This window comes from Paenibacillus sp. PvR133 (assembly GCF_017833155.1).
Classification (GTDB): Bacteria; Bacillota; Bacilli; order Paenibacillales; family Paenibacillaceae; genus Paenibacillus; species Paenibacillus polymyxa_B.
This window is the reverse complement of the sequence record NZ_JAFIBS010000001.1, coordinates 1,893,307-1,915,793: the sequence shown is the minus strand read 5'-3', so window position 1 is coordinate 1,915,793 and position 22,487 is coordinate 1,893,307. Positions and strand designations below refer to the sequence as shown.

General features: G+C 47.9%; 22 protein-coding genes. 7 read left to right on the top strand and 15 right to left on the bottom strand.

Going from position 1 to position 22,487, the window contains the following annotated elements; all coding sequences use genetic code 11:
* Position 1: 1 nt before the first annotated feature.
* A complete protein-coding gene (locus JOE49_RS08535; protein ID WP_007428584.1) occupies positions 2 to 463 on the bottom strand; it encodes an S-ribosylhomocysteine lyase in 462 nt (153 codons plus the stop codon).
* A 275-nt stretch (positions 464 to 738) separates the two neighbouring features.
* Between JOE49_RS08535 and JOE49_RS08530 the strand changes: the two genes are divergently transcribed.
* Positions 739 to 1,539 carry a GTP pyrophosphokinase gene (locus JOE49_RS08530; RefSeq protein WP_209940895.1) on the top strand — a complete coding sequence of 267 codons (801 nt, stop codon included), beginning with the start codon at positions 739 to 741 and terminating at the stop codon, positions 1,537 to 1,539.
* 158 nt (positions 1,540 to 1,697) lie between these two features.
* Here the strand turns inward: JOE49_RS08530 and thrS are convergent, their stop codons facing one another.
* On the bottom strand, positions 1,698 to 3,611 hold the full coding sequence (gene thrS, locus JOE49_RS08525) for a threonine--tRNA ligase (protein ID WP_160788622.1): 1,914 nt from the start codon (positions 3,609 to 3,611) through the stop codon (positions 1,698 to 1,700).
* Between the two features lie 300 nt (positions 3,612 to 3,911).
* Positions 3,912 to 4,046, bottom strand: a complete 135-nt coding sequence (locus JOE49_RS26660; RefSeq protein ID WP_256715626.1) for a hypothetical protein — start codon at positions 4,044 to 4,046, stop codon at positions 3,912 to 3,914.
* Positions 4,047 to 4,160: 114 nt separating this feature from the next.
* Between JOE49_RS26660 and JOE49_RS08520 the strand changes: the two genes are divergently transcribed.
* Positions 4,161 to 4,715, top strand: a complete 555-nt coding sequence (locus JOE49_RS08520; protein ID WP_028541134.1) for a TetR/AcrR family transcriptional regulator — start codon at positions 4,161 to 4,163, stop codon at positions 4,713 to 4,715.
* Positions 4,716 to 4,736: 21 nt separating this feature from the next.
* Positions 4,737 to 5,165, top strand: coding sequence for a DUF3995 domain-containing protein (locus JOE49_RS08515; protein ID WP_209940894.1), 429 nt, complete (start codon positions 4,737 to 4,739; stop codon positions 5,163 to 5,165).
* A gap of 17 nt (positions 5,166 to 5,182) precedes the next feature.
* On the opposite strand, the gene JOE49_RS08510 is transcribed toward JOE49_RS08515, so the two are convergent.
* A complete protein-coding gene (locus tag JOE49_RS08510) occupies positions 5,183 to 6,406 on the bottom strand; it encodes an MFS transporter (protein ID WP_209940893.1) in 1,224 nt (407 codons plus the stop codon).
* A 188-nt stretch (positions 6,407 to 6,594) separates the two neighbouring features.
* On the opposite strand from JOE49_RS08510, the gene JOE49_RS08505 reads away from it, so the two are divergent.
* A complete protein-coding gene (locus JOE49_RS08505) occupies positions 6,595 to 7,173 on the top strand; it encodes a TetR/AcrR family transcriptional regulator (RefSeq protein ID WP_023986806.1) in 579 nt (192 codons plus the stop codon).
* A gap of 94 nt (positions 7,174 to 7,267) precedes the next feature.
* Here JOE49_RS08505 and JOE49_RS08500 read toward each other — a convergent pair whose 3' ends face one another.
* Positions 7,268 to 7,693, bottom strand: coding sequence for a MarR family winged helix-turn-helix transcriptional regulator (locus JOE49_RS08500; protein WP_025719761.1), 426 nt, complete (start codon positions 7,691 to 7,693; stop codon positions 7,268 to 7,270).
* Positions 7,694 to 7,857: 164 nt separating this feature from the next.
* Between JOE49_RS08500 and JOE49_RS08495 the strand changes: the two genes are divergently transcribed.
* Both JOE49_RS08495 and JOE49_RS08490 read left to right on the top strand, forming a co-directional pair.
* Positions 7,858 to 9,327, top strand: a complete 1,470-nt coding sequence (locus JOE49_RS08495) for an MFS transporter (protein ID WP_209943567.1) — start codon at positions 7,858 to 7,860, stop codon at positions 9,325 to 9,327.
* Between the two features lie 135 nt (positions 9,328 to 9,462).
* Positions 9,463 to 9,963: an NAD(+) diphosphatase gene (locus tag JOE49_RS08490; RefSeq protein WP_023986803.1), complete on the top strand. Its 501-nt coding sequence runs from the start codon at positions 9,463 to 9,465 to the stop codon at positions 9,961 to 9,963.
* Positions 9,964 to 10,121: 158 nt separating this feature from the next.
* Here JOE49_RS08490 and JOE49_RS08485 read toward each other — a convergent pair whose 3' ends face one another.
* The 9 genes from JOE49_RS08485 to JOE49_RS08445 all read right to left on the bottom strand — a co-directional run bounded on the left by JOE49_RS08485 (position 10,122) and on the right by JOE49_RS08445 (position 20,394).
* Entirely contained in the window at positions 10,122 to 11,198 is a 1,077-nt protein-coding gene (locus JOE49_RS08485) for a Gfo/Idh/MocA family protein (RefSeq protein WP_209940892.1), read from the bottom strand.
* Between the two features lie 226 nt (positions 11,199 to 11,424).
* On the bottom strand, positions 11,425 to 11,838 hold the full coding sequence (locus JOE49_RS08480; protein ID WP_023986801.1) for a DUF350 domain-containing protein: 414 nt from the start codon (positions 11,836 to 11,838) through the stop codon (positions 11,425 to 11,427).
* Positions 11,839 to 11,933: 95 nt separating this feature from the next.
* Complete coding sequence (locus JOE49_RS08475) at positions 11,934 to 13,367, bottom strand: glutathionylspermidine synthase family protein (protein WP_068941239.1); 1,434 nt, start codon at positions 13,365 to 13,367, stop codon at positions 11,934 to 11,936.
* A 1-nt stretch (position 13,368) separates the two neighbouring features.
* On the bottom strand, positions 13,369 to 13,707 hold the full coding sequence (locus JOE49_RS08470; protein ID WP_023986799.1) for a hypothetical protein: 339 nt from the start codon (positions 13,705 to 13,707) through the stop codon (positions 13,369 to 13,371).
* Positions 13,707 to 14,264 carry a hypothetical protein gene (locus tag JOE49_RS26325; protein ID WP_348635848.1) on the bottom strand — a complete coding sequence of 186 codons (558 nt, stop codon included), beginning with the start codon at positions 14,262 to 14,264 and terminating at the stop codon, positions 13,707 to 13,709. The genes JOE49_RS08470 and JOE49_RS26325 overlap by 1 nt, the downstream gene beginning before the upstream one ends.
* A 90-nt stretch (positions 14,265 to 14,354) precedes the next feature.
* Entirely contained in the window at positions 14,355 to 15,260 is a 906-nt protein-coding gene (locus JOE49_RS08460; RefSeq protein ID WP_071559386.1) for a M15 family metallopeptidase, read from the bottom strand.
* A 151-nt stretch (positions 15,261 to 15,411) separates the two neighbouring features.
* Positions 15,412 to 16,137 carry a phosphoribosylglycinamide synthetase gene (locus tag JOE49_RS08455; RefSeq protein WP_209940891.1) on the bottom strand — a complete coding sequence of 242 codons (726 nt, stop codon included), beginning with the start codon at positions 16,135 to 16,137 and terminating at the stop codon, positions 15,412 to 15,414.
* A 20-nt stretch (positions 16,138 to 16,157) separates the two neighbouring features.
* Positions 16,158 to 19,283 (bottom strand): DEAD/DEAH box helicase, encoded by a 3,126-nt coding sequence (locus tag JOE49_RS08450; protein ID WP_075153685.1) that lies wholly within the window; start codon positions 19,281 to 19,283, stop codon positions 16,158 to 16,160.
* 157 nt (positions 19,284 to 19,440) lie between these two features.
* Positions 19,441 to 20,394, bottom strand: a complete 954-nt coding sequence (locus tag JOE49_RS08445) for a helix-turn-helix transcriptional regulator (RefSeq protein WP_209940890.1) — start codon at positions 20,392 to 20,394, stop codon at positions 19,441 to 19,443.
* A 106-nt stretch (positions 20,395 to 20,500) separates the two neighbouring features.
* On the opposite strand from JOE49_RS08445, the gene JOE49_RS08440 reads away from it, so the two are divergent.
* Positions 20,501 to 21,040 carry a dihydrofolate reductase family protein gene (locus JOE49_RS08440; protein WP_028541144.1) on the top strand — a complete coding sequence of 180 codons (540 nt, stop codon included), beginning with the start codon at positions 20,501 to 20,503 and terminating at the stop codon, positions 21,038 to 21,040.
* Positions 21,041 to 21,122: 82 nt separating this feature from the next.
* Here the strand turns inward: JOE49_RS08440 and JOE49_RS08435 are convergent, their stop codons facing one another.
* Positions 21,123 to 22,418 carry an ABC transporter substrate-binding protein gene (locus tag JOE49_RS08435; protein ID WP_028541145.1) on the bottom strand — a complete coding sequence of 432 codons (1,296 nt, stop codon included), beginning with the start codon at positions 22,416 to 22,418 and terminating at the stop codon, positions 21,123 to 21,125.
* Positions 22,419 to 22,487 lie beyond the last annotated feature (69 nt).

Sequence of the window (22,487 nt, the reverse complement as noted above, 5' to 3'; positions counted from 1 at the left end):
TTTAAAATACTCTTTCGAAAGGATCGCGGCTAATACCCGCCTCTAATACAATCTTCACATATTCCTGCGCTGAAAAAAGAGAGTGGTCCTTGTAGTTCCCGCATTCCAAAGCAGTAACAGCCGGAACCTCTGTCGTCTCCAGAATTCTTTTCAAGGTTTTTTCCAAAGCGAGTGCAATTTCCTCAGGCTCATGTTCATTCCACAAAATCAAGTAGAACCCCGTTCTGCATCCCATAGGAGAGATATCAATAATTCCTTTGATTTCATCTCTCAGGTACGTCGCTAATAAGTGCTCCAGCGTATGTACAGCTGCTGTCGGAAGTGCGTCTTCATTAGGTTGTAAAAATCTCAAGTCATACTTTTGAACTGTGCTTCCTTTTTCGTCATGCTCTACTCCCGCTGCTCTTACATAAGGAGCCTTTACAATCGTGTGATCTAATTGAAAACTTTCTACTTTTGCCATTTTTCTTTTCCTCTTTTCTGTAATTTATATTTTTAATCTAATGATGGATACTCTACATTTGTGATTTTTTCAAAGAATTAAATGCTCCAAATCAGCATTTTTGTAATTATACATCGGATTACTCGGTTTTACCACCATAATTCTTGTCGTATTTCTTTTTTCTTTGACCGTCGCTCCTTTGCCTGTAGGTTTTGACATAGTGTACAATGTATACGATAATGCATTTTTACGAAAAAGATCGAGGACATCATAAGCCTCATTTAGGAGAATGCTCTGTGAATGAACCGGATTGGAAGCACCTGAATGCTGTCCCATTACCCTTGCAGGAATTTCAGCTACAGCTGGATCAAAACAGTGTTAACGCCAAGCAACTAGAGGAGTGGAGAAAGATTCCCGTCCTTTATCAGCTGGCTCTGGAGGAATTAAAGAATAAAATTAAGCTGATTCAGACGGAATGGAAGCTGTTAGACGGTTTTAGCCCGATTGAGCATATTAAAACCCGGATCAAAGAGCCCCACAGCATCGTGGAAAAGGTTCGGCGCAAAGGGCATGAAGTGACCTTGGACAATATATTGCGTGAAATTCATGATATCGCGGGAATGCGCGTGGTATGCGCTTTTGTGAAAGATATTTATCGTCTGATGGATCATCTTCACACACGGGAAGACATTCGTATTCTGGAGGTCAAGGACTATATAGCCCATCCTAAGCCCAACGGCTATCAGAGCCTGCATGTCATTGTGGAAATTCCGCTGATCCTGTTTGAGGGCACACGCTGGATCAAGGTTGAAATTCAATTGCGCACATTGGCTATGGATTTCTGGGCCAGTATGGAGCATATTTTGTACTATAAGTTCGATAAGAAAGTGCCTGAACATGTCGTTAATGGATTGACCGAAGCTGCACGTGCAACCTACGAGCTGGATCAGAAAATGCTGAAGTTGCGCGGCGAAATTTTATCGCTTAGCGAGGAACAGGATGCGGAAGAATCCCCGGCCAAACAATCCGAAGAGACGTCCTTGAAGACACTCTCCCTCCCAGCAGATCACGCCACTTCACGGCCACAAACCTGCTAAGTATTTGTGTATAAGATAATTCAAGAATTCAGTTGAGGCTGCAAAAACTATGGTTCAGTCTTACGCTGGATTCTTATGTATTGGGTACAAAAAAAGAGCCATCAAAACCACGTTCATCATGGTTTTGATGGCTCTTTTACACATTTTTTGATCAAATATTACTGTTTCTCGCGAATTTCTGTGCTGATTTTCTCAACGATGTCCGCAATGCTGAGTGATCCCAGATCGCCTTCGCCGCGTTTACGAACCGCTACAGTACCGGTTGTTTTTTCATTTTCCCCGATAACGAACATATATGGAACCTTCTCCAATTGCGCCTCGCGGATTTTATAACCAAGCTTCTCATTGCGAGTATCCACTTCGACGCGCAGACCCGCTTTCAGCAACACATCCTGTATCTCATTAGCAGTCTCGATATAGTTCTCGGATACTGGCAGCAGCTTCGCATGAACAGGAGCCAACCACAATGGGAATGCACCTGTAAAATGCTCAGTCAGGATGCCCATGAAGCGGTCAATCGAACCGTAGATGGCACGGTGAATAACGACTGGACGGTGCTTCTGGTTGTCCTCGCCCACATAAGTGAGGTCGAATTTTTCAGGCATTTGGAAGTCCAATTGGATCGTTCCGCACTGCCAGCTGCGTTTGAGCGCATCGAGAATGTGGAAGTCAATTTTTGGACCGTAAAATGCTCCATCTCCCGCATTAATACGGTAGTTGATGCCCAAGTGATCCAGCACGTTTTGCAAAGCTTGTTCCGCTTGATCCCACAGCACTGGCTCGCCCATAAAGTCATCTGGACGTGTGGACAATTCCACTGTGAAGTCAAAGCCAAACACACTATACATTTCGTTAATCAGCTTAATTACGTCTGTAATTTCTTGTTCAATCTGACCTGGTGTGACGAAAATATGCGCATCATCCTGACAGAATGTACGAACACGCATCATACCGTTCAACGCGCCGGACAGCTCATGGCGATGCACTTGTCCAAATTCGGCTATACGAATTGGCAGATCGCGGTAGGAGTGAAGCTCATTTTTAAACACAAGCATATGCCCTGGACAGTTCATCGGTTTCAGAGCAAATGTAGTTTCATCCACTTCGGAGAAGTACATGTTTTCCTTGTAATGCTCATAGTGTCCCGATTGTTCCCACAGACGATTGTTCATCATCAGCGGTGTACGTACTTCCTCATAGCCATGCAGACGTTGAATGTCACGGGAGTAATCTTCCAATGCAGTGCGGACAACCATACCTTTAGGCAGGTAGAACGGCATGCCCGGTGCTTCTTCGGAGAACATGAACAGTTCCAGCTCTTTACCCAGCTTGCGATGGTCGCGTTTTTTCGCTTCTTCCAGCAAATGCAGGTGCTCATCCAGTTGTGCTTTTTTTGGGAATGCTGTTCCGTAGATACGTTGCAGCATCTTGTTGTTGGAATCGCCTCTCCAGTATGCGCCCGCTACACTCAACAGTTTAAAAGCTTTGATGCGGCCAGTAGATGGCAAATGCGGGCCACGACACAGGTCAAAAAATTCGCCTTGATCATAGATTGTAATTTCCGCTTCTTCCGGCAAATCACGAATCAGTTCCAGCTTCAGTGGATCTTCCAACTCTCCAAAAATACGAGTGGCTTCCTCACGGCTAACCACACGACGTGTAATCGGCAGATTTTCCTGTGCGATCTTCGTCATTTCCTTCTCGATCTTGGCCAAGTCGTCAACGGACAATGGGTTTTCGATATCAATGTCATAGTAGAAGCCGCTGTCGATGACCGGACCGATACCCAGCTTCACGTTTTTCTCACCGTAAATGCGTTTGAGCGCCTGAGCGAGCAAATGCGCTGTACTGTGGCGGTAAATTTCCAGACCGTCTGCACCGTCCAGCGTAATAATTTCAAGGTCAACGTTCTGATCCAAAACGGTGTTCAGATCTACAGCCTTCCCGTTCACTTTACCTGCTACTGCGTTCTTTTTCAGCCCGGAGCTGATCGAACCCGCCACGTCGGCGATCGTTACGCCCTGCTCGTACTCGCGTACGGCTCCATCCGGCAATTTCACTTGAATACTCACGATTAAAGCCTCCATTTCAAATTGTGTGCTATATCAAAATTGAACGCAAAAAAACGCCTCTCTCCCTCAAGGGACGAGTGCGTTCAGCTCGTGGTTCCACCCTAGTTCGGCCCGCTCCTGTGCGTACATTCATGTTCATCGGAACATGCTTCATGCACGACATGCGTGACCCTCCATTGGTATCCGTTAACGGGGATAAAGCGGTAGGCGTTTACTGATGTTACTGCCAGATTGCACAGCTACATGTTCAACGTCACGGCTACAAAGGGGTAACTTCACATGCGGTTGCCGGAAAAGCTCTCAGCCTCGTCTTTTCTCTCTGAACGGCCCTTCAAGGAAATCATGTCTTTGGTCAATGCCTTGAATATCACTATATGCTACAGCATTATAGATCAAATTCGCAGGTATTTCAAGTGGGCGTTTATGTAAGTTCATGCCTCCTATGCATCAGCTGGCTCAGGGAGCTCATGTGCCCATATTTACACAGCTCTAAAAACACTATAATATATACTCATCTAGACGATACCGTACAGAAAGGGAGAGGGAGAGATGCCTAAAATTATTGTCACAGAAGAACAATGGATTCAGAAAGGAATCGAACGTTTTGAACAGGGTGGGATTGATCAACTCGTAGTTGAAAAAATGGCCGTTGCTTTAGGGTGCAGTAAGAGTAGTTTTTATTGGTATTTTAACAATCGCAGCAGCTACATTAGACAGATTGTGGAGACATGGAAGGAACAGACGACACAACAGATTATTGCAGCGTCCATCATCCATGCTGCCGCAGATGAGCGGATCAGAGAGTTGTTAACCCAGATGTTCGGGAAGACGAAACGAGGAGATTTTCTGTTTTATCTGCGAAAACTGTCATTGAAGGATGATAGTTACCATTCCCTGCTCAATGAAGTCGAACAGATGAGAATGGAGTTTATGAAGCAGCTTTTAATACAGAAGGGAATGCAACCAGAGAAAGCCTTTCAGAGATCATGGATGTTGTACCATTACTACTTAGGCTGGTATGAGCGTCACAAGCAAGAGACATTAAGTGACGAAGCCATTCAACGGCATATTCACATGATTTGGACAGAGTGGATTTCGAATTAATTCAATTAAGGAGGGTGCCACATGTTGGAGTTACTTACATGGGCAGTTGGCGGAATTCTATGGGTACTGAGCGGCATGCATCTATATTGGGTATTCGGCGGACAAAAAGGTGCAAAGGCAGCGATCCCAAGCACAGGAACAGCTTTGCTCTTTGAGCCCTCCAAGATAGGGACATCAATTGTAGCTATTCTACTAGCTTTAGCCGCTTGGTTCGTACTAGAACTAGGTGGAGTTACACAATTCCTGTTTTTTAGTTCCTTTCATTCCTACGGTGCAGGCTTGTTGTCGTGCGTATTTATTTTACGTTCTATAGGAGATTTCAAATGGGTAGGGTTCTTTAAGAGAAAAAAAGGAACTGTTTTTGCAAAGTGGGACACTGTGCTCTACTCGCCCCTTTGTTTTCTCTTGGGAACAGCCATTTTAATCATTATGTTTTTGCGTACGGCATAGCTTAAAGCTGACCTCTATCAGGTGGTTTGTTTCTTTCGCACGTCTCCACTCGTTTCTTTCTCAGTGAAAAAGTACAGCAAAGCCAGTACAGGCAGGACGACTCCAATCAGAGAACTGAAATTCCAACCTCCTAACGCATACGACCAACCCCCTAATGATGATCCAATCGCTCCGCCTATGAAAAAAATAGACATGAATAATCCGTTCAAACGCCCTCTCGCTTCACTTCCCAAGGAGTAAATCACACGTTGTCCAAGTACAAGGTTTCCCGATACAGCCATATCCAGTGTAATCGCTGAAATAAAGAGAAGTACGAGCGCAACGGTCGAATGACTTTGAAAAAGATAGATGAGCAAAAAAGACAAGGCTGCAATGATCATAGCTAACCCGGATAAACCTTTGCTCCAGCCTTTATCAGCCAATCTCCCAGCAATCGGAGCAGCTACTGCACCGCCTACGCCTACTAAAGCAAACAATGCAATCCCTTGTTGAGACATTCCGAAATCATCCGCCAATCGTAAAGGAACAACAGTCCAAAATAGGCTGAAGGCACCAAATAGGCAGGCTTGATAGAGGGCACGGCGACGCAATGCAGGCGTTTGTTTTAAAAGAGTGCCTAACGAGAAAATCAATTTACTGTAAGATACCGTAGGCACAGGCTTGCGCTCTGGAAGAGCTCGCGAGAGCAGAATCGTCAACAGCGTCAAGACAATGGCTGACAAAATAAATACGGCTTGCCATCCCCAGATGCTGGTGATAAAGCTTGCTACTGGCCGTGCGAACATAATGCCTAGCAAGAGTCCGCTCATGACATTCCCAACAACGCGGCCGCGCTGCTCTTCGGATGCTAAATAGGTGGCGTACGGCACCAGTATTTGGGCTACCACAGATCCAATTCCAATGAATAAGGATGCGGTCAGGAACAACGGGGCATTGGTGGCAAAAGCGGCAACAACCAATGCACAGACTGTGATGATTAGCGATATGACCATGAGCCGTCGATTTTCAATAATGTCGCTGAGCGGTACGATAAATAGCAATCCCACCACATAACCGATTTGAGTCAAGGTGACAATGAAGCCCGCTGCTGTAGAAGAAAGACCCATAGCAATGTGAATAGGTCCTACAAGGGTTTGAGCATAGTACAGGTTGGCAACAATAAGGCCGCATGCGGCTGCCAACAAAAACATCATCCAATTTGAGATACGGTTACTTTCTAAGGCTTGTTGTTCTCTTTGCATGATAATCCTCCTCATTAATTTAAATACTAAACGTATAGTTCATTAATTCGATAATCAAATAATATACTGAACGTTTCGTTTTGTAAATAGGCGAAATCAACTTTTTTATTTCACATAATATTTGATATACTGAACGTATAGTTTATTTTTCGCGTTTACTTATATCCGTTAAGAAGGTGAGCATTCCAGTGCAGAGCAAAAGAGGACGTCCACGTAATGTCGAGACGCAAAAATCTATCCTTAACGCTTCCTATGATCTACTGTTGGAGCAAGGCTTTGGGGCGGTTACGGTAGAAAAAATTGCTGAGCGAGCGAAAGTTAGCAAAGCCACCATTTATAAATGGTGGCCTAACAAAGCTGCCGTAGTGATGGATGGCTTCCTGTCAGCCACCATAGCAAGATTGCCCGTGCCCGACACGGGTTGTGTATTAGATGACATTCTCATTCATGCCACGAATTTAGTGCGGTTCTTAATAAGCCGAGAGGGTAAAATCATTACGGAGTTAATAGGCGAAGGGCAACTTGATTCAGGATTGTCAGAGGCATACCGGACCCGATATTTCCACCCTCGGCGACTTGAGGCTAGGCTTCTTATTGAGCGCGGAATAGAGCGCGGAGAATTGAAGGAAAATCTCGATATTGAATTATGTATCGATCTCATTTATGGGCCGGTTTTTTATCGATTGTTGGTAACCGGTTATCCATTAGACGATTCCTATGTGCGACAGTTAGTCATACATGCGTTCAAAGGAATTGGCTTGGACTGAATGACGTGGCATCAAGCAGCCCTCACAGAGTATCCTCTGTGAGGGCTGCTTTTTCTTTTACCTGCCACGATCCTTTGGCTAACTCCTTATTTGTTTATTCGTCAGGGTCTATACTAATTTTTTGCAGTAAATCGATAAGAAGCTCCTCTTCCTCTTCAGATAGATTGTGGACAAGGCTTACATTGGACTCGTCCAATATTCCTTGTAGGACAGGGGAAAATTCTAGCGCCTTGGCCGTAGGAGACAAAAGATGGGAACGGCGGTCATTTGGGTCTGTTTTCCGTTCAATGTAGCCTGATTCCTCCAATTGTTTCACAGAGCGTGCCGTGGTTGCCTTGTCAAATTTAAGTTCATTCGTCAACTGCTCTTGTGTAATGCCCGGCCGCTGCAAAATGAGCTTTAAAAAGCTGTGTTGTCCTCCACTGCCGATTCCGTAAGGAGTCAGTTTTTTGGACAATATTTTTTGATTACGACGGTACAGGTGGGAAATTAGCTTTCCAATCGGTTGTTTTTTTCTCATCAAATACACCTCATTGGCTTAAAAATGACACATCCCCAGTTGGGACCAAAGCAAAGTTTACAATAATATTGTTGCACACGCAACTAATTTGCTGTACACTAGAACCGTTCATTTAGTTGCGCGTGCAACTAAATAGAAATTGTTAACGATAACGAGGTGTAATGATGAGTTCAACTGCTACAATGGCTACAACCTATCAAGAGAATATCGACGTCCAGAAGAAACGTTGGCTGATTTTAATTGTTTTGAATCTGTTTACATTTATGTCCACATTGGATGGAAGCATCGTCAATATCGCTCTTCCTGTGTTGTCTCGCACGTTACATTTACCCGTGGCACAGATTGAATGGGTGACAACCGCCTATTTAATGGCGATATGTACCGCTATCTTATTTTTTGGCAAGCTTGGAGATATCGTTGGTAAAATCAAAATATTCAAAATCGGCACAATCGTATTCATTCTTGGCTCCCTATTGTGCGGTCTTAGCTCTTCGCTCTCTATGCTGCTGATTTCCCGTATTATTCAGGCGTTTGGAGCGTCCATGACCATGGCGAACAGCCAGGGGATCGTGACAGATATCTTCCCGTCCAATGAACGGGGCAAAGCACTTGGCCTCATTGGAACCTTCGTTTCTCTGGGCAGTATCGCCGGGCCAAGCTTGGGCGGTATTATTGTCTCGTCGCTGGGCTGGCAGTATATTTTCTGGGTCAATGTACCGGTAGGGCTGGTCGCTGTCTTTCTTGGCTGGAAGCTTTTGCCGAAGGATCTGATCAAGGTGAAAGATAAAATTGACGTTCCCGGTAGCTTGGTGTTTGCTATTTTTATTCTCACTTTGTTCGTCGGATTGTTGCTGGGACAGCAGGTCGGGTATGGAGACAAACGTATCGTTGCTTCGCTGGTGGTGGCTATAGCTGCTTTTGCCATGTTCATTAGGTTGGAACTTCGTCGTCCTGGGCCGCTGTTACAGCTCGCACTATTCAAAAATCCGTTATTTTCGCTCAGTATTTTGTGTGCTTTTCTGGTGTTCGTCGCTAACTTTTGCTTTAACATCATTTCGCCTTTCTATGCGCAGAATATGCTGAACTTGTCGCCTTTTCATGCCGGGTTCTTGCTGATGCTGCTCCCCATCTCGATGGTTATTGTGGCCCCTCTCAGCGGTGCGCTTTCCGATAAAATCGGATCTGAACTGCTTACATTCGCCGGGCTAGTCGTTATGGTTATTGCCCAAATTGGATTGGCCCAATTGCATGCAGGCAGCTCCATCCCGCTCGTGGGTCTGTGGATTGCCATGCTGGGCATTGGCAGTGGTTTATTCCAATCGCCGAACAACTCGCTGATTATGTCCACGGTACCCCGCACACAGCTCGGCTCAGCCGGGAGTGTCAATTCGCTGGTTCGCAACGTCGGCATGGTTGTGGGGATCACTTTGGCCACATCGATCCTCTTTTATATTATGAGTAAAGAGGCTGGTTATCGGGTCACCGGCTTGGTCCCGGGTCATCCAGAAATTTTTCTGGCAGGCATGCATGTAGTCTTTATGACGTCCGCGTCCATCTGTCTTGTGGCGGCATTGTTAACAGGCTGGCGGCTGATTGGGGCTAGACGGGCAAAAACGCAGCAAGAAAAGGGATAAAGACCAAGAGAAGAAATAAAGCGTCCGTAGACAGAACAGTGATCGTAGAATTAAGATGATGAGTATTGCAGTACAAACATGGCATTAAAAGCAACATTTACAATTTTAAAAATGTGATACAAGGGTGGCGCTTACATGAAATATTGCTATGAATGCGGAACAAAATTGATGGTGAAGGAGTGTGAAGGCGAGGGCCCTATCCCCTTTTGTCATACATGTCAGGTCTTTCGTTTCCCGATATTCAGCACTGCGATCAGTACCGCTGTATTGAATAGTCAAAGAGATAAGGTGCTGCTCATACAGCAGTACAATATTCAGGGCTTCATTTTATTGGCAGGTTATGTGAGCAAGGGTGAATCCGCCGAGCAGACATTGGTGCGTGAAGTTAAGGAAGAAGTAGGATTACAAGTCGATGAGTATCAATATATGCGCAGTGAGTATTTTGAACGAAGCAATACACTGATGCTGAATTTTGTATCCATTGTGAATGACGATCAGTTGGATGTTCTTAGTACGGAGGTAGATCAAGCACGTTGGTTTACACTGGAGGAAGCCAAGCAAGCTATTTTAAAAAACAGCTTAGCTGAATCCTTCTTGCTGACCATTATTGAAAAGATTGAGGCAGGCTTATTTTGAAGTGATATAAGCGTGGCGATGCCAAAATGATGAATTTACAGAATATATTGAATTGCTAAACCGCAAGATGGCTGCTCTTCAAAGGAACCCTCTTGCGGGTCACAGCATGTTTATACTCTTTGTCATTGCTGGAATTTCAGCGACTCCCCTCACATCCCCTACATTTCTACTAAACGTCCATTCTCTTTCCATGATTGCAGTATTTTCTCAAGTACCCACTGATTTTTGTAGCCGTCCTCGAATAAGGGAGCACGATCCACAGACTTTCCCCTTGCCAGCTCAACAAAATCTTCATAAGCCGTATGATTATAGATTATAGGGACAGCCCAAGTCTCGTATTCGGCACCCGGGTGTTCCAGGTCACGCAGCACGATGCGGATACTTTCCGGGTTATTGAGGCTGGCGTGCAGTGTGCCAAGTTCTCCATAGATATCGACTTCGATATCGTGCCGTATGCCGATGGCATTTTTATGAGTGATAAAGGTTCCCACGGTATTGTCGCCTACGATGCCATGAAAGGCAGCAAGATCTTCCACATCTACTTTTACAGGCAGACCCGTGATCGGATCGAACCGCTCGGGTGTAATGATATGTAACAGCGCTGCGACACTTTTAAATTCACCCACCAAAAAACGGGCCAGATCAATGATATGTGAGGCTGTATCCCCCACTACTCCAGAACCAGCCTTGGCTAAATTGTGACGCCATGTATATGGATGCTGACGATATGGCGCAAATGCATCCATTAGATAACGAAATTGAATGTTATAGATTTTACCCAGCTTTTGCTCATCCAGCAGTTGCTTGGTATATTGGAAGGCCGCCCCGTAGCGATGCTTATAGTGAACCAGCAAAGGCACCGGATTCGCTGTATATAGCTTTTTCAACTGATCCGCTTCTTCCCATGTGAGAGTCAATGGTTTTTCTGCCAGTACAGCTTTGTGTTCTTCCAGCGCAATACGAATAATGTCAAAATGCACATCATTGGGTGTCAGCGACAGAATCGCATCTACCTCTGAGTCACGGATTAATGCTTCATAATGGGCGTACCGCTTGGAAGCAGGCAGTTGCAATTGTTCTCCGATGGCTTGAAGGCGATTGGGATTCACATCACTAACGGCCACAATAGATACCCCCGAGATGGTGTGCAGTGATCTCATGTGATATTCAGCGATCAGACCCAGGCCAATGATACCCATCCGAATTTGTTTGGTTGGGGAGGTGGAGGTACTCATATGTTCAGAATTCCCTTCTCTTCAATTTGGTTTGAACTCTGTAGCAAATTCCTTTTTGCTATGCAGTATCACCCGTTGCTTTGTAGAATAGTCCCCACAGGAAGTGATCGTCACAACCTTCAATTCAACAGTCTGATGCCGGGCAGTGAATACAATGTCCATAAAAAAGGATCTGCAGCTCCGTTGTCCGGTGTTGCAGATCCTTGGTATTCCTTCTCTATATCGACTACATCAAAAATGTACCTACCACAAAAGACACCCCGACGATGACCGAGCGCAGCAGCTGTGCCAGAGCCACATTGCCGTTGGCAATTTCCTCACACACTTTGGTACGCGGCGTCACCAGATCAAAAATCACATAGACCAGACACAGCACTACAATGCCCACAGCCGACCAGGTCAGCATATCTAGCCATGAATGACTGCTGTACGACACCATTCCCACGATGATACACAGACCTAGCAGCTTTGCACCCATATAGATGCCTGCCGCCTCATTGCCACGTGCGATTTCTTGATTATCGTTATAACGTGTCAGCAAGCTGAACACAAAATAACCTACGATTAAGATGGCAAACAGGATAAGCAGGCCGATACCTACATTGCCCAATGCGTTGCCCAAACTGATATGAGAGTCCAATTTTCTTCCTCCTTATGATACCTCAGGATTTTGCAGAATCCTCACTTGTGAAAATAACAGATATGTTCGAATATTGTACATTGTTTTAATTCAGCTTATATAACGGGCGGATTAGGAGGTACGGTGGCAACGGCGGCGGCGCAATAATAGGCCATATCACCTGTTACCTTTTCACCGATTCGCGGCAGGACACCCGCAAAACGCCCCCCGATCACGAATATACCTGTCAGCACATAGCCGTGAAATAGCCCTTCCTCGGTCTGTACCTCTGCGCTCTGCATCGGCCACAGCCGCTGATAAATCTTAGGCTGTCCCTCGTAATAAGCGGCAATATGTGCGGCTTCCTCCTGCTCAGGCGTTCGTGGACCATCAGCTTGGTGAAGCAGATCAGGGTTGTCAGTCTGCGCAGGTTCAACCTCTCCCAAGGCGCCTTTCAGCATCTCCTCGGATTGAGGATGTTCAATCAAGTGCGTCCCTTTACCCTCCCGACCCCATATACCTTTGGCCACATAAGGCTCTTTATTTTGCATAAACACCGAGGGTTCAAAATACGTAGGCAGCAGGTAGGTTCGTATCACCTCCAGCTCGCGATCGTCAAACAAGCGAAAACCGCAGAACTCTGGTGTCTGCTCATTGCGCTCATATAGCGACCACACGGTTGCGGTGAACCCTTTGCTCTGGGTAATGATATGCTGTGGCGGGTTGATTAATCCTATTTTCCCGTCTGCCACCATATCCATTAGCGCCTGCCCCACCTCAAGCCCCGTATCCTCCTCCCGGTCATCAATTAGATATTCCAGCGGATACAGGCGATAGAGAATGTGGATCTGCTCTCCCCGGTGATACAATCCTTCATTCGGGATAATCTCCAGTTCTTCCAAAGGCGCATAAACCACTTCAAACCCGGCTTGTTCACATAAATGCATAATATATTTGGTGTTCGTCTGATCCTCGATGTGCCAGTCATAGCAAGTGAAATACACCTTTGTTCCTAATCCCTTATTGCTATAAAAATGAATGAACTCCGTCAAGGCAGACTGAATCGCCTCGTCCATTCCAGATGAGGGTCCATGTAATGCATTGTCATCCGCCGACATTCCATCCCTACTCAGCACCTCCAGCAGCTTTCCTTCAAGATAAGCCACCTCGGGAATTCCGGTTGGGGTATCGGTGTTATTCTCTATGCACTTGATACCCGCTTCCCCCACAATCCAGTCCTGGCGGGTTATCCCATCCGGCTCGGCCTCCATTCGTGCAGCACGCAGCAAGCCCGGATGAATCCCCAACCGTTCCACCAGGTATTCATCCGGCATATAGCGCTGGACGAATTGCTGAACCTTGCGATAAATACGATGTACCGCCTCAGAAGCAGTCTGAAGCTCTGCCAGCTCGCTTTCCCGATATACCGTTAAGGCTGGCACGCAATAGGATTTACCATACATGCGATGATACGGAATTCTACGGCTGATTTCACCCTTAAAAAGCTCATTATGTTCATAAGGCAATTGCCTAATCGTACGCATGCTCATCTTAACCCCCAGAGAAAAAGCCGCTGCGTGAGCCGCTGCTGCCAAAACCGCTGTGTGAGCTGGAAGATGAGGATGAGCTTTTTCGGTAAGAACTGGAAGATGAACGACTGCTATGGTAGGAGGAGCCCCCACTATAATAAGTCGATCCGCCATAGTAATACCCGCTGCTGCCTGAATCCCGGCACGCCGTTTGTTCCGATACAGGAAGCTCATCGCAGTCATAATACTCGTCGTCACCGCAACCCGTCAGAGCGGCCGGGACAGCCAACATCAGGGCAAAGGCCGCCATCCGTGTACGAGAGCCGGGCTTGGATTTCATTTTTTCCCAAGAATGCTCCATCACAGATCGACCTCCTTCACAAACAGATGTACCTTTTTCAGCTGAGGGTCCAGTACCGAATATATAAATTCATATGTTTTGCCACCCAGTACTGTATAGTGATCTAATAGTCGTTGGGCCAACTCCAAAGTAAATACCGAGCCTTCCCACTGATCCATACTACGGAATGCAGGTTCATGCCATATCCAGTACATTGCACTGAATGTGGAAGTGTAACCTCCCTCACTGGCAAGCACGAGGTCTGTGATGGAGGCACCGTAAGGCTTTGCACGTTCCCCTGTAAATTCAGTCACATAGACGGAATGATCCGTATGTTCCTCACTTTCATTCGAGATATGCGACCATAGTTTGTCATGGAGACGCGTAGCGTCTACAAGCTTGCGTAGAAACAGCTCATCTCCCGATACGGATTCCCGTGTCAGGCTGCGCAGTTCCTTTTGAGTGTCTTCCGACCATTCGCGATACGTTAATGAATAATAAATGATGATTCCCTTCCCTTCCTGTACGCTTCTGTCATGAGGTTTGCAACAAATCAAAGCGCTTCTGTCGTCGTTCACTATACGAGATTCTACCTTGAAAAGGTTCAATTTGGAAGAAAAACACGACAAAAAGCCGCAATCCCTAGGATTACGGCTTGATTTTAGCTGCTACAGCTTGATATTGTTCTCGTCGAAATATTCCTCCAGCGTCATCCCCTGCTTGGCTACATCCTCCGCAATGTCTATTCCCACATAACGGATATGCCAAGGCTCGTACACATAGCCGGTTACATCTTCCTTCCCCTTCATATAACGAATAATAAATCCGTATTCCGGTGCATGTTTTTCCAGCCATTCGCCTTCCTTGGAAGCTCCGAAGGATTGCTCCAGCACATTACCTACGCTTGGGCTGGATACATCAATGGACAAACCTGTCTGATGCTCACTCGTACCCGGTACAGCGCTAACTTTAGAGGCATATTCCTGCCCCTTTGTCTTTACATTGTTGTTGAAAATAGATACCTGACGCTTATAGGAACGGTATCCCGATACCGCACGCAGCTCAATGCCGTCTTTTTCCGCCCCGTCGAACAGCTTCTCCAGTGCCTCTGCCGCTTCCTTACGCAAATGCCGCTTTTCATGCGGTCCCTCGAAGGAAAATGGTACCTGCGGCTCCACCAGATCATCGGGGACATAGCCTACAGGCAAGCTGCGCTTTTTGTTCACAACGACTGTATCAGAAGTCGCATTGGTGACGATCGCGGTTCCATCCTCTTCCTTAACCGTGGCTTGCAGCGCACTCTGGCTCCGCAACGCCATCACAGGGTCGGCTTGTCCGCCTTCTGTACCCGCAGAGGCTTGTCCAGCGCTAGTGCTGCCATTGTCCGCATCCGGCTGGGTGGAAGGCTGCACATTCTCCTGTACCGCTGTAGATGACTTCAACGGCTCGCTTTCCTGTCCACCTGATCCTCCCTGCTGGCAGGCTGCCAGTAATAGCCCTGGCAGGATCAGCCCTGGAATGAGCGCTTTGGTCCAGCGCTTAGATGCTCGCGTCTGTTGTATATGTCGTTTCATGCTGGTATCTCCTCCAATATTGCAATTGATGCATGACTTGCCGTCACTTTTCCGTTTCCCCATTGTAACTGAACTTTTGGCACTCTTCGAAGCCGTTATCCCGTTCGATGAAGGCGAATAGACTCGAAAAAGGAAGTATATACCCGAATTGTTACGGAGTATGACGTTTTTGCGGGATTGCAGCTCGGGCCCGCTCAGCTACCCGTTCACGTATGAGTTTCAATGCCTCTTCCGCACGGGGTAAACCCGGCAGCAAAGCCGTAATATCCGCTTCCTTCTTAGGAGCAAGCTTCTGCGGCAGACGAATCTCAATCGCGTGAAAGCTCGCACCGGGACGATGCAATGCCCCTTCTGCCGCAGACTCTGCAATCCATTCGCTAATCGCTGCCGATCCGCTGCGTCCGCCTTCCGGCCGTGAGGTAGACTCAAGCGCGGGGGATGTCCCCTGCACATGGGATAACTCTCCGGCCCAAGCACTAAATACGTACTCCAGCAACTCTTCCCGCGACATTCCGATCAGTTCCAGACAGGTCTGCGGATCGCTTTCCAGACCGGCTTGAAGAGCTTTCTTCACATCGTCGACTACACCCACGCCATCCTCCATGCTGGAAGTGGCTGTCTCAGCTGCTAGCTGAACGATCTCATCCAGCGATAGACAGGTTTCCCCTTGCAAAAAACGATAGATATCCAAAGGATCTGCTTTTAGCTGCTCCAGCCATGCCTTCCGCTGTTCGGGGTTTAGTACAGGCGCTGGGCCAGTCCATTGGACAGCATGTGTGGAAGGTACACCCGTTGATTCGCCTTCCAACCCCAATCCGTCTAATTCCGCTATCCATTGACCGTCAGTTACTTTTAGCTTCACTCGCGGCCTCGTCATCGCCTTCATCCTTTCTCTGCTCACTCAATCCATACATCATTTTGCAGCGCAATCAGACCGCGCAATTCATCATCAGACATTTCGGTGAGCCAATGTTCACCGGAGCCGACAACCTGCTCGGAAAGTGCCTTTTTGCTCTCGATCAGCTCGTCGATCCGCTCCTCCAGTGTACCTTGGCAAATCAGCTTGTGCACTTGTACATTGCGGCTTTGACCAATACGGAATACGCGGTCCGTCGCCTGGTTTTCCACTGCAGGATTCCACCAGCGGTCATAGTGAATGACATGGCTGGCGCGTGTCAGGTTCAGGCCCACGCCACCTGCACGCAGGGAAAGTACGAATATATTCGGTCCTTCTCCCTGCTGGAAGTTGTGAACAATTTCATCACGTCTGGTTTTCGCCAGTCCTCCATGCAGAAAATACGGCTCTTCCCCGAAGATTTTGGCCAAACGAGAGACCAGCAATTCTCCCATCGACACATATTGGGTGAATATCAGCGCCGATTCGCCGTTCTCGCGAATCGTCTCTACCAATTCCAGCAGTCGCTCCATTTTGCCCGAGTTTTCAGTTTTACCACTATCAGCCCGGCCCGGAATGATCAGACCCGGATGGTCACAAATCTGCTTCAACTTGGTCAGCGAAGATAGAACAAGCCCTTTGCGAGCCATACCGATCTGCCCATCCAGTGTTCCCAATAATTGATCCACCACGCCCCGATACAATCCGGCCTGCTCTGGTGTCAGTACACAGTAGGATTTCAACTCCAGCTTCTCTGGCAAATCCTTGCGTATATCTGGGTCGCTTTTGAGACGACGCAGCATGAACGGGGAGACGAGGCGATGAAGCTCACGCAACGCGGACCCCCGCTCCTCTCCTGCCAGACTGTAACGCTGGCGGAATGAAGAAGCCGTACCGAGGTAACCTGGATTCAGAAATTGAAAAATAGACCACAGCTCGCTCAGCCGATTCTCTACCGGGGTACCCGTCATGGCAATCCGATGTGGAGCAGACAGCTTCATGACGCTTTGTGCTTGCTTTGTTCGTGCATTTTTTATATATTGCGCCTCATCCAACACGATGGACGACCAGTATACCGCAGATAAATCGCTGCCGTCCCGGCCCGCCAAATGATAGGTAGTGAGGACGATATCATACTCACGTACACTTTCCTGAAACAGCTCGCCGTGGAGTCGCTGGTTGCCATGGTGAATATACAGTGACAAATCCGGTGAAAAGCGCTTCAACTCGCGCTGCCAGTTGCCAAGCAAGGACGTCGGACAGATGATCAACGCCGGACGTTGATCATCTGCGCCGATGCCACCGTCGAGCAGGCAGGTGATGACTTGAATCGTTTTACCAAGTCCCATGTCGTCCGCAAGGCAGACGCCAAAGCCCAATCCACGCATCGCAGCCAGCCATTGAAAGCCGCGCTCTTGATAGGGCCGTAATGCGCCATGCAGCGTCTCCGGCACAGGCCGTGGCTCTACCGAACGGAGTACGCCGCCCTCAGCCAAGGACGCAAGCAATCCGGCGGATTCCGCGCCAAAGATGGACAAGCCCTTCCATGAGGCCTCGCCTGCACTTTCATTTTCTGCAGCTAGATGCATCCATTCGGACAAGCTCATCTCACCGTTTTCCCCGCGCTTGATAAAGCGCAGCACCTGACGGATTTCCTTGGGATCGACCTCGATCCATTCCCCTCCGAGACGTACATACGGCAAATTGGCCGCGACGATGCTTTCCAGTTCCTCCATCGTCAAAATCGTATCACCCAGCACAGCCTCGGCATCAAACGAAATCATGCGGTTAATGCCGACAGACGATGTATCGGCAATCACACCATCTGGCTTGGCACCCTGCTCTGTCGAACGCATTTTGAGCCGCAAGCCTGCACGTCTTCGGCCCTCCCGGCTCCAGCGTGAAGGCATTTGCACGGTGATACCGTTCTTTTGTAGTGCAGGAACGGCTTCCGTCAGGAAGCGGAAGAACAACTCTGGCTCCAGTGTCAGCCCCTCGGGATAAGGACGATTCAACGCTTCTTGCAATATAGGTGCCGCTTCAGCCGCCTGTCCGAGCCTCATTAACAGTTGCGCCTGCACTTGACGATATACAATTCCGCCTCGAACCAGATCACGTTCAGGATGCGCCCACAGTGCCAGAGCAGGCAGTCGCAACCCCGGCTCAGCATCGCTTTCTGCCCAAAAGGTAATGCGCCATTCCTTCACACTCTCTTCCAGCGAAGGCTCCAAACGAAGGCACAACCGCAGTTGCCCTTCTATAGGCTCTTTGTCTTCCCGTTCCGTGACAGGCATTGCGCTTCCCTCAAGAGAGGACGCTTGAAGCACCAGCTCCTCCATCTCCGCGGGCGTTCCCTGAATCGCCACCGGGCGGGAACCTGTCAGCAGACTGTTCCACCACAGCTCTGCCAGCGGCGATCCTCCGCGCCGATACTCTGCGCGATATCGGCCCAGCTCACGGTCTGAGGCTGCCAGCACCGCGGTCGTTTCCGCATGGATGACCGCACACAAGAAGGAGTACAGCACGATTCCGGCTGCATCCTCACGTGTTTCAGGCTCCTTGCCCGCAAAAACAGCCGGAGCCGCCATACAAACAGCCGGCATTGCAGCAGCCAGCTCATAAAAGCGGCGTATGTCCTCCTCTTGACACAGTCGAGGAATCCACACCCCGACAGCCGCTTCCGGACCACGACGGCGCGGTCCCGATGGACGCGCCTCTGTAAGCGATGGCGCAATTTCGCCCCGCTGCATCAGCTCTAGCGCGAAATAAGCAGCTTTTTGCCAATATTGCATTTCCTCGCCCAGCGTAATGCCCGATGCCGCACAGCCCTTCTCGTCCATGCGGGTCAACAGTGCCATCGTCTCGCGCGGTTCCAGCGCCAAACCCTCCAATGTACGCCCCAGCATGGAACGTCTTTTGCCACCTCTGCCCGCGGTTTCCACACGAGCAGTGTTCGGTATCCGTACCTCAGCAAGACGCAACGCAGCCTGCCGAAACGGCCGAAGGTCTCCCTTTAGCGTCAGCCTGCGGATTACACTGCTCCACGCATCGATACGTGGTTCCGACGTCTCACCAGAAAAGCAAAAAAACACATCTCCGAGCCATATTCCATAAAGCGGTTGATTCATATCTGTCTCCCGTCCAGCCTTTTGAATTATTACTCTTCATCATATACGAAAACGGGCTCTTTTCAAAACTTTATCACAAAAATAAATGGAAAGTCATAAGTTAATAACCTTAAATATTCATGTGGTTAACTATAAATAAGAGAATCAATTTACAGGATTAATTGTCTTTTTCTTCATCATCTGCTTTTGCATCCTTCAGATAAGGGTTCAGGCTGTCTTGCAGCAATTCCTTGACCCTCATCCGCAGTTCTTTCGGATATATGACCTCGGCCTCTGGCCCGTATTTTAGCAAAAGTCGGGACACATATCTAAACTCTTCGACCGGAATATATCCCTGCCATTCCTGACCCTGCCCTTCCTGATGGGAAACATTTTGGAAGAGGGCATCTGATCCGGCCAGCCTGGCACCCAATGCGGTAAATTTTATTTTAGACGGAATTCCTATACGGGAATCCTCCGAAGCCAACCATTCCTGAAGTGTGGGAAGGCTGTCCAAGGTTTCGTCCAGCATCGTTATTGTAATCACCCGATCTGAACGGTACAGAATGATGCGGTCTCTGCTATGCGCTGGCATGTACCAATATCCGTGATCAAAATACAGTCCAATCGGATATACTTCAGTCCACTTTTCACCGGAAGCGGAGCGGTAATGCATGTTCACCCGGCGCTTATTCAGCGCAGCCTCCAAAATGATTGAGGTGTAGGGTGACTCTGCGTGAGTGGGTAGCATACGAAAAGAAATGTACTCCTTTAATTGATCAATACTGTCCTGCACATCCTGTGGAAGCTCGGCATAATAATGCTCGGATAAATGTCCACGAACCGAGCCAAAAGGGATATCTGGAATGTTCTCCAACAGTTGCAGCATGAGAAAAAGACCCAGAGCCTCGTCGCGGGCAAGATGAAGGGGAGGAAGAAGCCGATTGGGAAGTGCCCGATACCCGCCATGGGGGCCCATTTCGGTATAAAGGGGTAACCCGGTCTGCTGCAAATAGTCGAGATCTCTTTGTATCGTCCTGACGGAGATACCAAAACGTTCAGCCAGCTCACGCGCCGTATATTTTTTTCGGGAATCCAGTATCCTCATAAGAGCAATCCTGCGTTCGTTCATAAGGTACCCCTCGATTCAAAAATTAATTTAAAATGACCGTTTAACTACGACATACTATGTCATAAATACATTGTAACATTAGGAAATAGAAAGGAGTGAATGAACTATGGGGGATTTGAAATCAAACGCAGTTGTGCTGTATATTGCCATGAGTCTCGACGGGTATATCGCTTTGCCGGACGGTTCGGTGGACTGGCTGTATGATGTTAAAGGGGATGGCGGGGACAATGGATATGCCGACTTTTACGACACCGTAGGTACAGTGCTGATGGGCAGGCTGACGTATGAGGAAGTGTTGAAGCTCTCAGATGATTTCCCTTATGCTGGCAAGCCATGCTATGTGCTCACACGAGCATTAACGGAGCAACAGCAAGCGCCACATGTTACATTTACGGACGAAGCTCTGACTGAACTGGTTCCACGTCTACAAGAACAATCGGAAGGTGCGGTATGGCTAGTCGGTGGAGGCCAGTTAGTCCGGGCCTTCTTACAAGCTGGACTGCTGGAGAAGGCTATCATTGCGATCATTCCCAAGGTGCTTGGACAAGGAATACCGTTATTTCCAGAAGGAACGCTACCAAGCACGTTTAAGCTCAAAGAAATAGAACGCCGCGGGGATATCGCTCTGCTCCATTACCATTTATAATTTTGTTTACAGAAAAGCCTTCATATTTCAGGATCACGTAATCTCCCTGAAATATGAAGGCTTTATCGCGTGCTTTTGTTCATTATTTGGTCTTCAAATTATCCCATGTTCTCTGGAAATCCTCGAATAGCTTCCCAGCATCCGATTTACCTGCCACATAAGCTTGCATCTGACTTCCGAATTCTTGCTGTGCTCCTTCAGGATAGCGGCTAAAGAACCAGCCCAACAGTTTGTTTTCCTTACTGTATTTCACCACTTCCGCACCCAATTGGCCCATATCAGCCTCTGCTCCTTCGATGCTCTTGAATGCTGGAATAAACTTGAATTCCTTGGTGATATACTTTTTCCCCTGCTCGGATGTCACCATCCAGTTTAAGAACTCCTTCGCCTCGGGTTTGACAGTCGAATTTTTATTAACCACCCAGTTGTTAGCGACACCTACAAACAGCTTATCTCCGGCTGTTGCGTCTTCACCAATCGGCATAGGCAAAATCCCCAAATTCAGCTTCGGATTAATACCATCAATTTGGACCTGAGTCCAGTTCCCTTGCTGCATCATGGCAGCCTTTCCAGTGGCGAAATTCGTTACCTGCGTGTTGTAATCGGTCGTGAGTGGCTTCGAATTGCCATACTTCAGTGTCAGATCGAACAGTTTAACCCACTCGGCGAATACAGCGTTGCCCGGAATCTTTGCTGTTCCATCATTTAGTCCTTTGACGAAGGCCGAAGGGTCCGGCTGATTGGCAAATGCCACGTTCAGCAAATGATTGCCTAACACCCAAAACTCCTGATATCCATTAGAAAATGGAGTAATCCCTGCAGCTTGGAGCTTTTGCGCAGCTCCCTCCAGTTCGGACAATGTTTTAGGGGTCTCCGTAATCCCCGCCTTCTTGAACAAATCCTTGTTATAAATAAAGCCGTAACCCTCCAGATTCATCGGCTGGCCATACAGCTTGCCGTCTTTGGTCATCGGCTCTTTGGCGACATCCACCACATCGCCAACCCAAGGCTGGTCAGACAGGTCCTCCAAATATTCCAGCCACGTATCCAGCTCACGGTAACCTCCTACGTTAAAAATATCCGGTTGCTCCCCGGAGGCGAACTTCGCCTTTAACGCCGCACCATAGTCACTGCCCCCGCCCACGGTCTGAATATCGAGCTTGATGCCTGGATGAGACGCTTCATATTCTGCCTTCATGCGATTCAGCGCTTCTGCAATCTCTACCTTAAACTGAAAAATGTGAATTGTTTTTTCCTTCACTTCCTCTTTGCCTGCGTTTTGTCCGCCACTGCTGTTACAACCTGCCAAAACCAGAGCAAAGGCCGCGAGGAGCAAGATGAGTGCTTGAGCTTTCTTTTTAAAAGTATGCGTTTTCATTTTCATGTTCCTTTCTATTCTAAATTCATATCAGATGAACTCGAAAAATTCATGTGGAAACGGAGTAAA

Bases quoted from the DNA above. Each gene is read 5' to 3' on its own strand.
- JOE49_RS08470 (WP_023986799.1), bottom strand. From the start codon at position 13,707: ATGGAGCATTCTTGGGAAAAAATGAAATCCAAGCCCGGCTCTCGTACA.
- JOE49_RS08460 (WP_071559386.1), bottom strand. From the start codon at position 15,260: ATGAAACGACATATACAACAGACGCGAGCATCTAAGCGCTGGACCAAA.
- JOE49_RS08510 (WP_209940893.1), bottom strand. From the start codon at position 6,406: ATGCAAAGAGAACAACAAGCCTTAGAAAGTAACCGTATCTCAAATTGG.
- JOE49_RS08535 (WP_007428584.1), bottom strand. From the start codon at position 463: ATGGCAAAAGTAGAAAGTTTTCAATTAGATCACACGATTGTAAAGGCT.
- JOE49_RS08455 (WP_209940891.1), bottom strand. From the start codon at position 16,137: ATGACGAGGCCGCGAGTGAAGCTAAAAGTAACTGACGGTCAATGGATA.
- JOE49_RS08475 (WP_068941239.1), bottom strand. From the start codon at position 13,367: ATGAGCATGCGTACGATTAGGCAATTGCCTTATGAACATAATGAGCTT.
- JOE49_RS26660 (WP_256715626.1), bottom strand. From the start codon at position 4,046: ATGAACTTACATAAACGCCCACTTGAAATACCTGCGAATTTGATCTAT.
- JOE49_RS08500 (WP_025719761.1), bottom strand. From the start codon at position 7,693: ATGAGAAAAAAACAACCGATTGGAAAGCTAATTTCCCACCTGTACCGT.
- JOE49_RS08490 (WP_023986803.1), top strand. From the start codon at position 9,463: ATGAAATATTGCTATGAATGCGGAACAAAATTGATGGTGAAGGAGTGT.
- JOE49_RS08440 (WP_028541144.1), top strand. From the start codon at position 20,501: ATGGGGGATTTGAAATCAAACGCAGTTGTGCTGTATATTGCCATGAGT.
- JOE49_RS08445 (WP_209940890.1), bottom strand. From the start codon at position 20,394: ATGAACGAACGCAGGATTGCTCTTATGAGGATACTGGATTCCCGAAAA.
- JOE49_RS08515 (WP_209940894.1), top strand. From the start codon at position 4,737: ATGTTGGAGTTACTTACATGGGCAGTTGGCGGAATTCTATGGGTACTG.
- JOE49_RS08495 (WP_209943567.1), top strand. From the start codon at position 7,858: ATGAGTTCAACTGCTACAATGGCTACAACCTATCAAGAGAATATCGAC.
- JOE49_RS08520 (WP_028541134.1), top strand. From the start codon at position 4,161: ATGCCTAAAATTATTGTCACAGAAGAACAATGGATTCAGAAAGGAATC.
- JOE49_RS08435 (WP_028541145.1), bottom strand. From the start codon at position 22,418: ATGAAAACGCATACTTTTAAAAAGAAAGCTCAAGCACTCATCTTGCTC.
- JOE49_RS08450 (WP_075153685.1), bottom strand. From the start codon at position 19,283: ATGAATCAACCGCTTTATGGAATATGGCTCGGAGATGTGTTTTTTTGC.
- JOE49_RS08485 (WP_209940892.1), bottom strand. From the start codon at position 11,198: ATGAGTACCTCCACCTCCCCAACCAAACAAATTCGGATGGGTATCATT.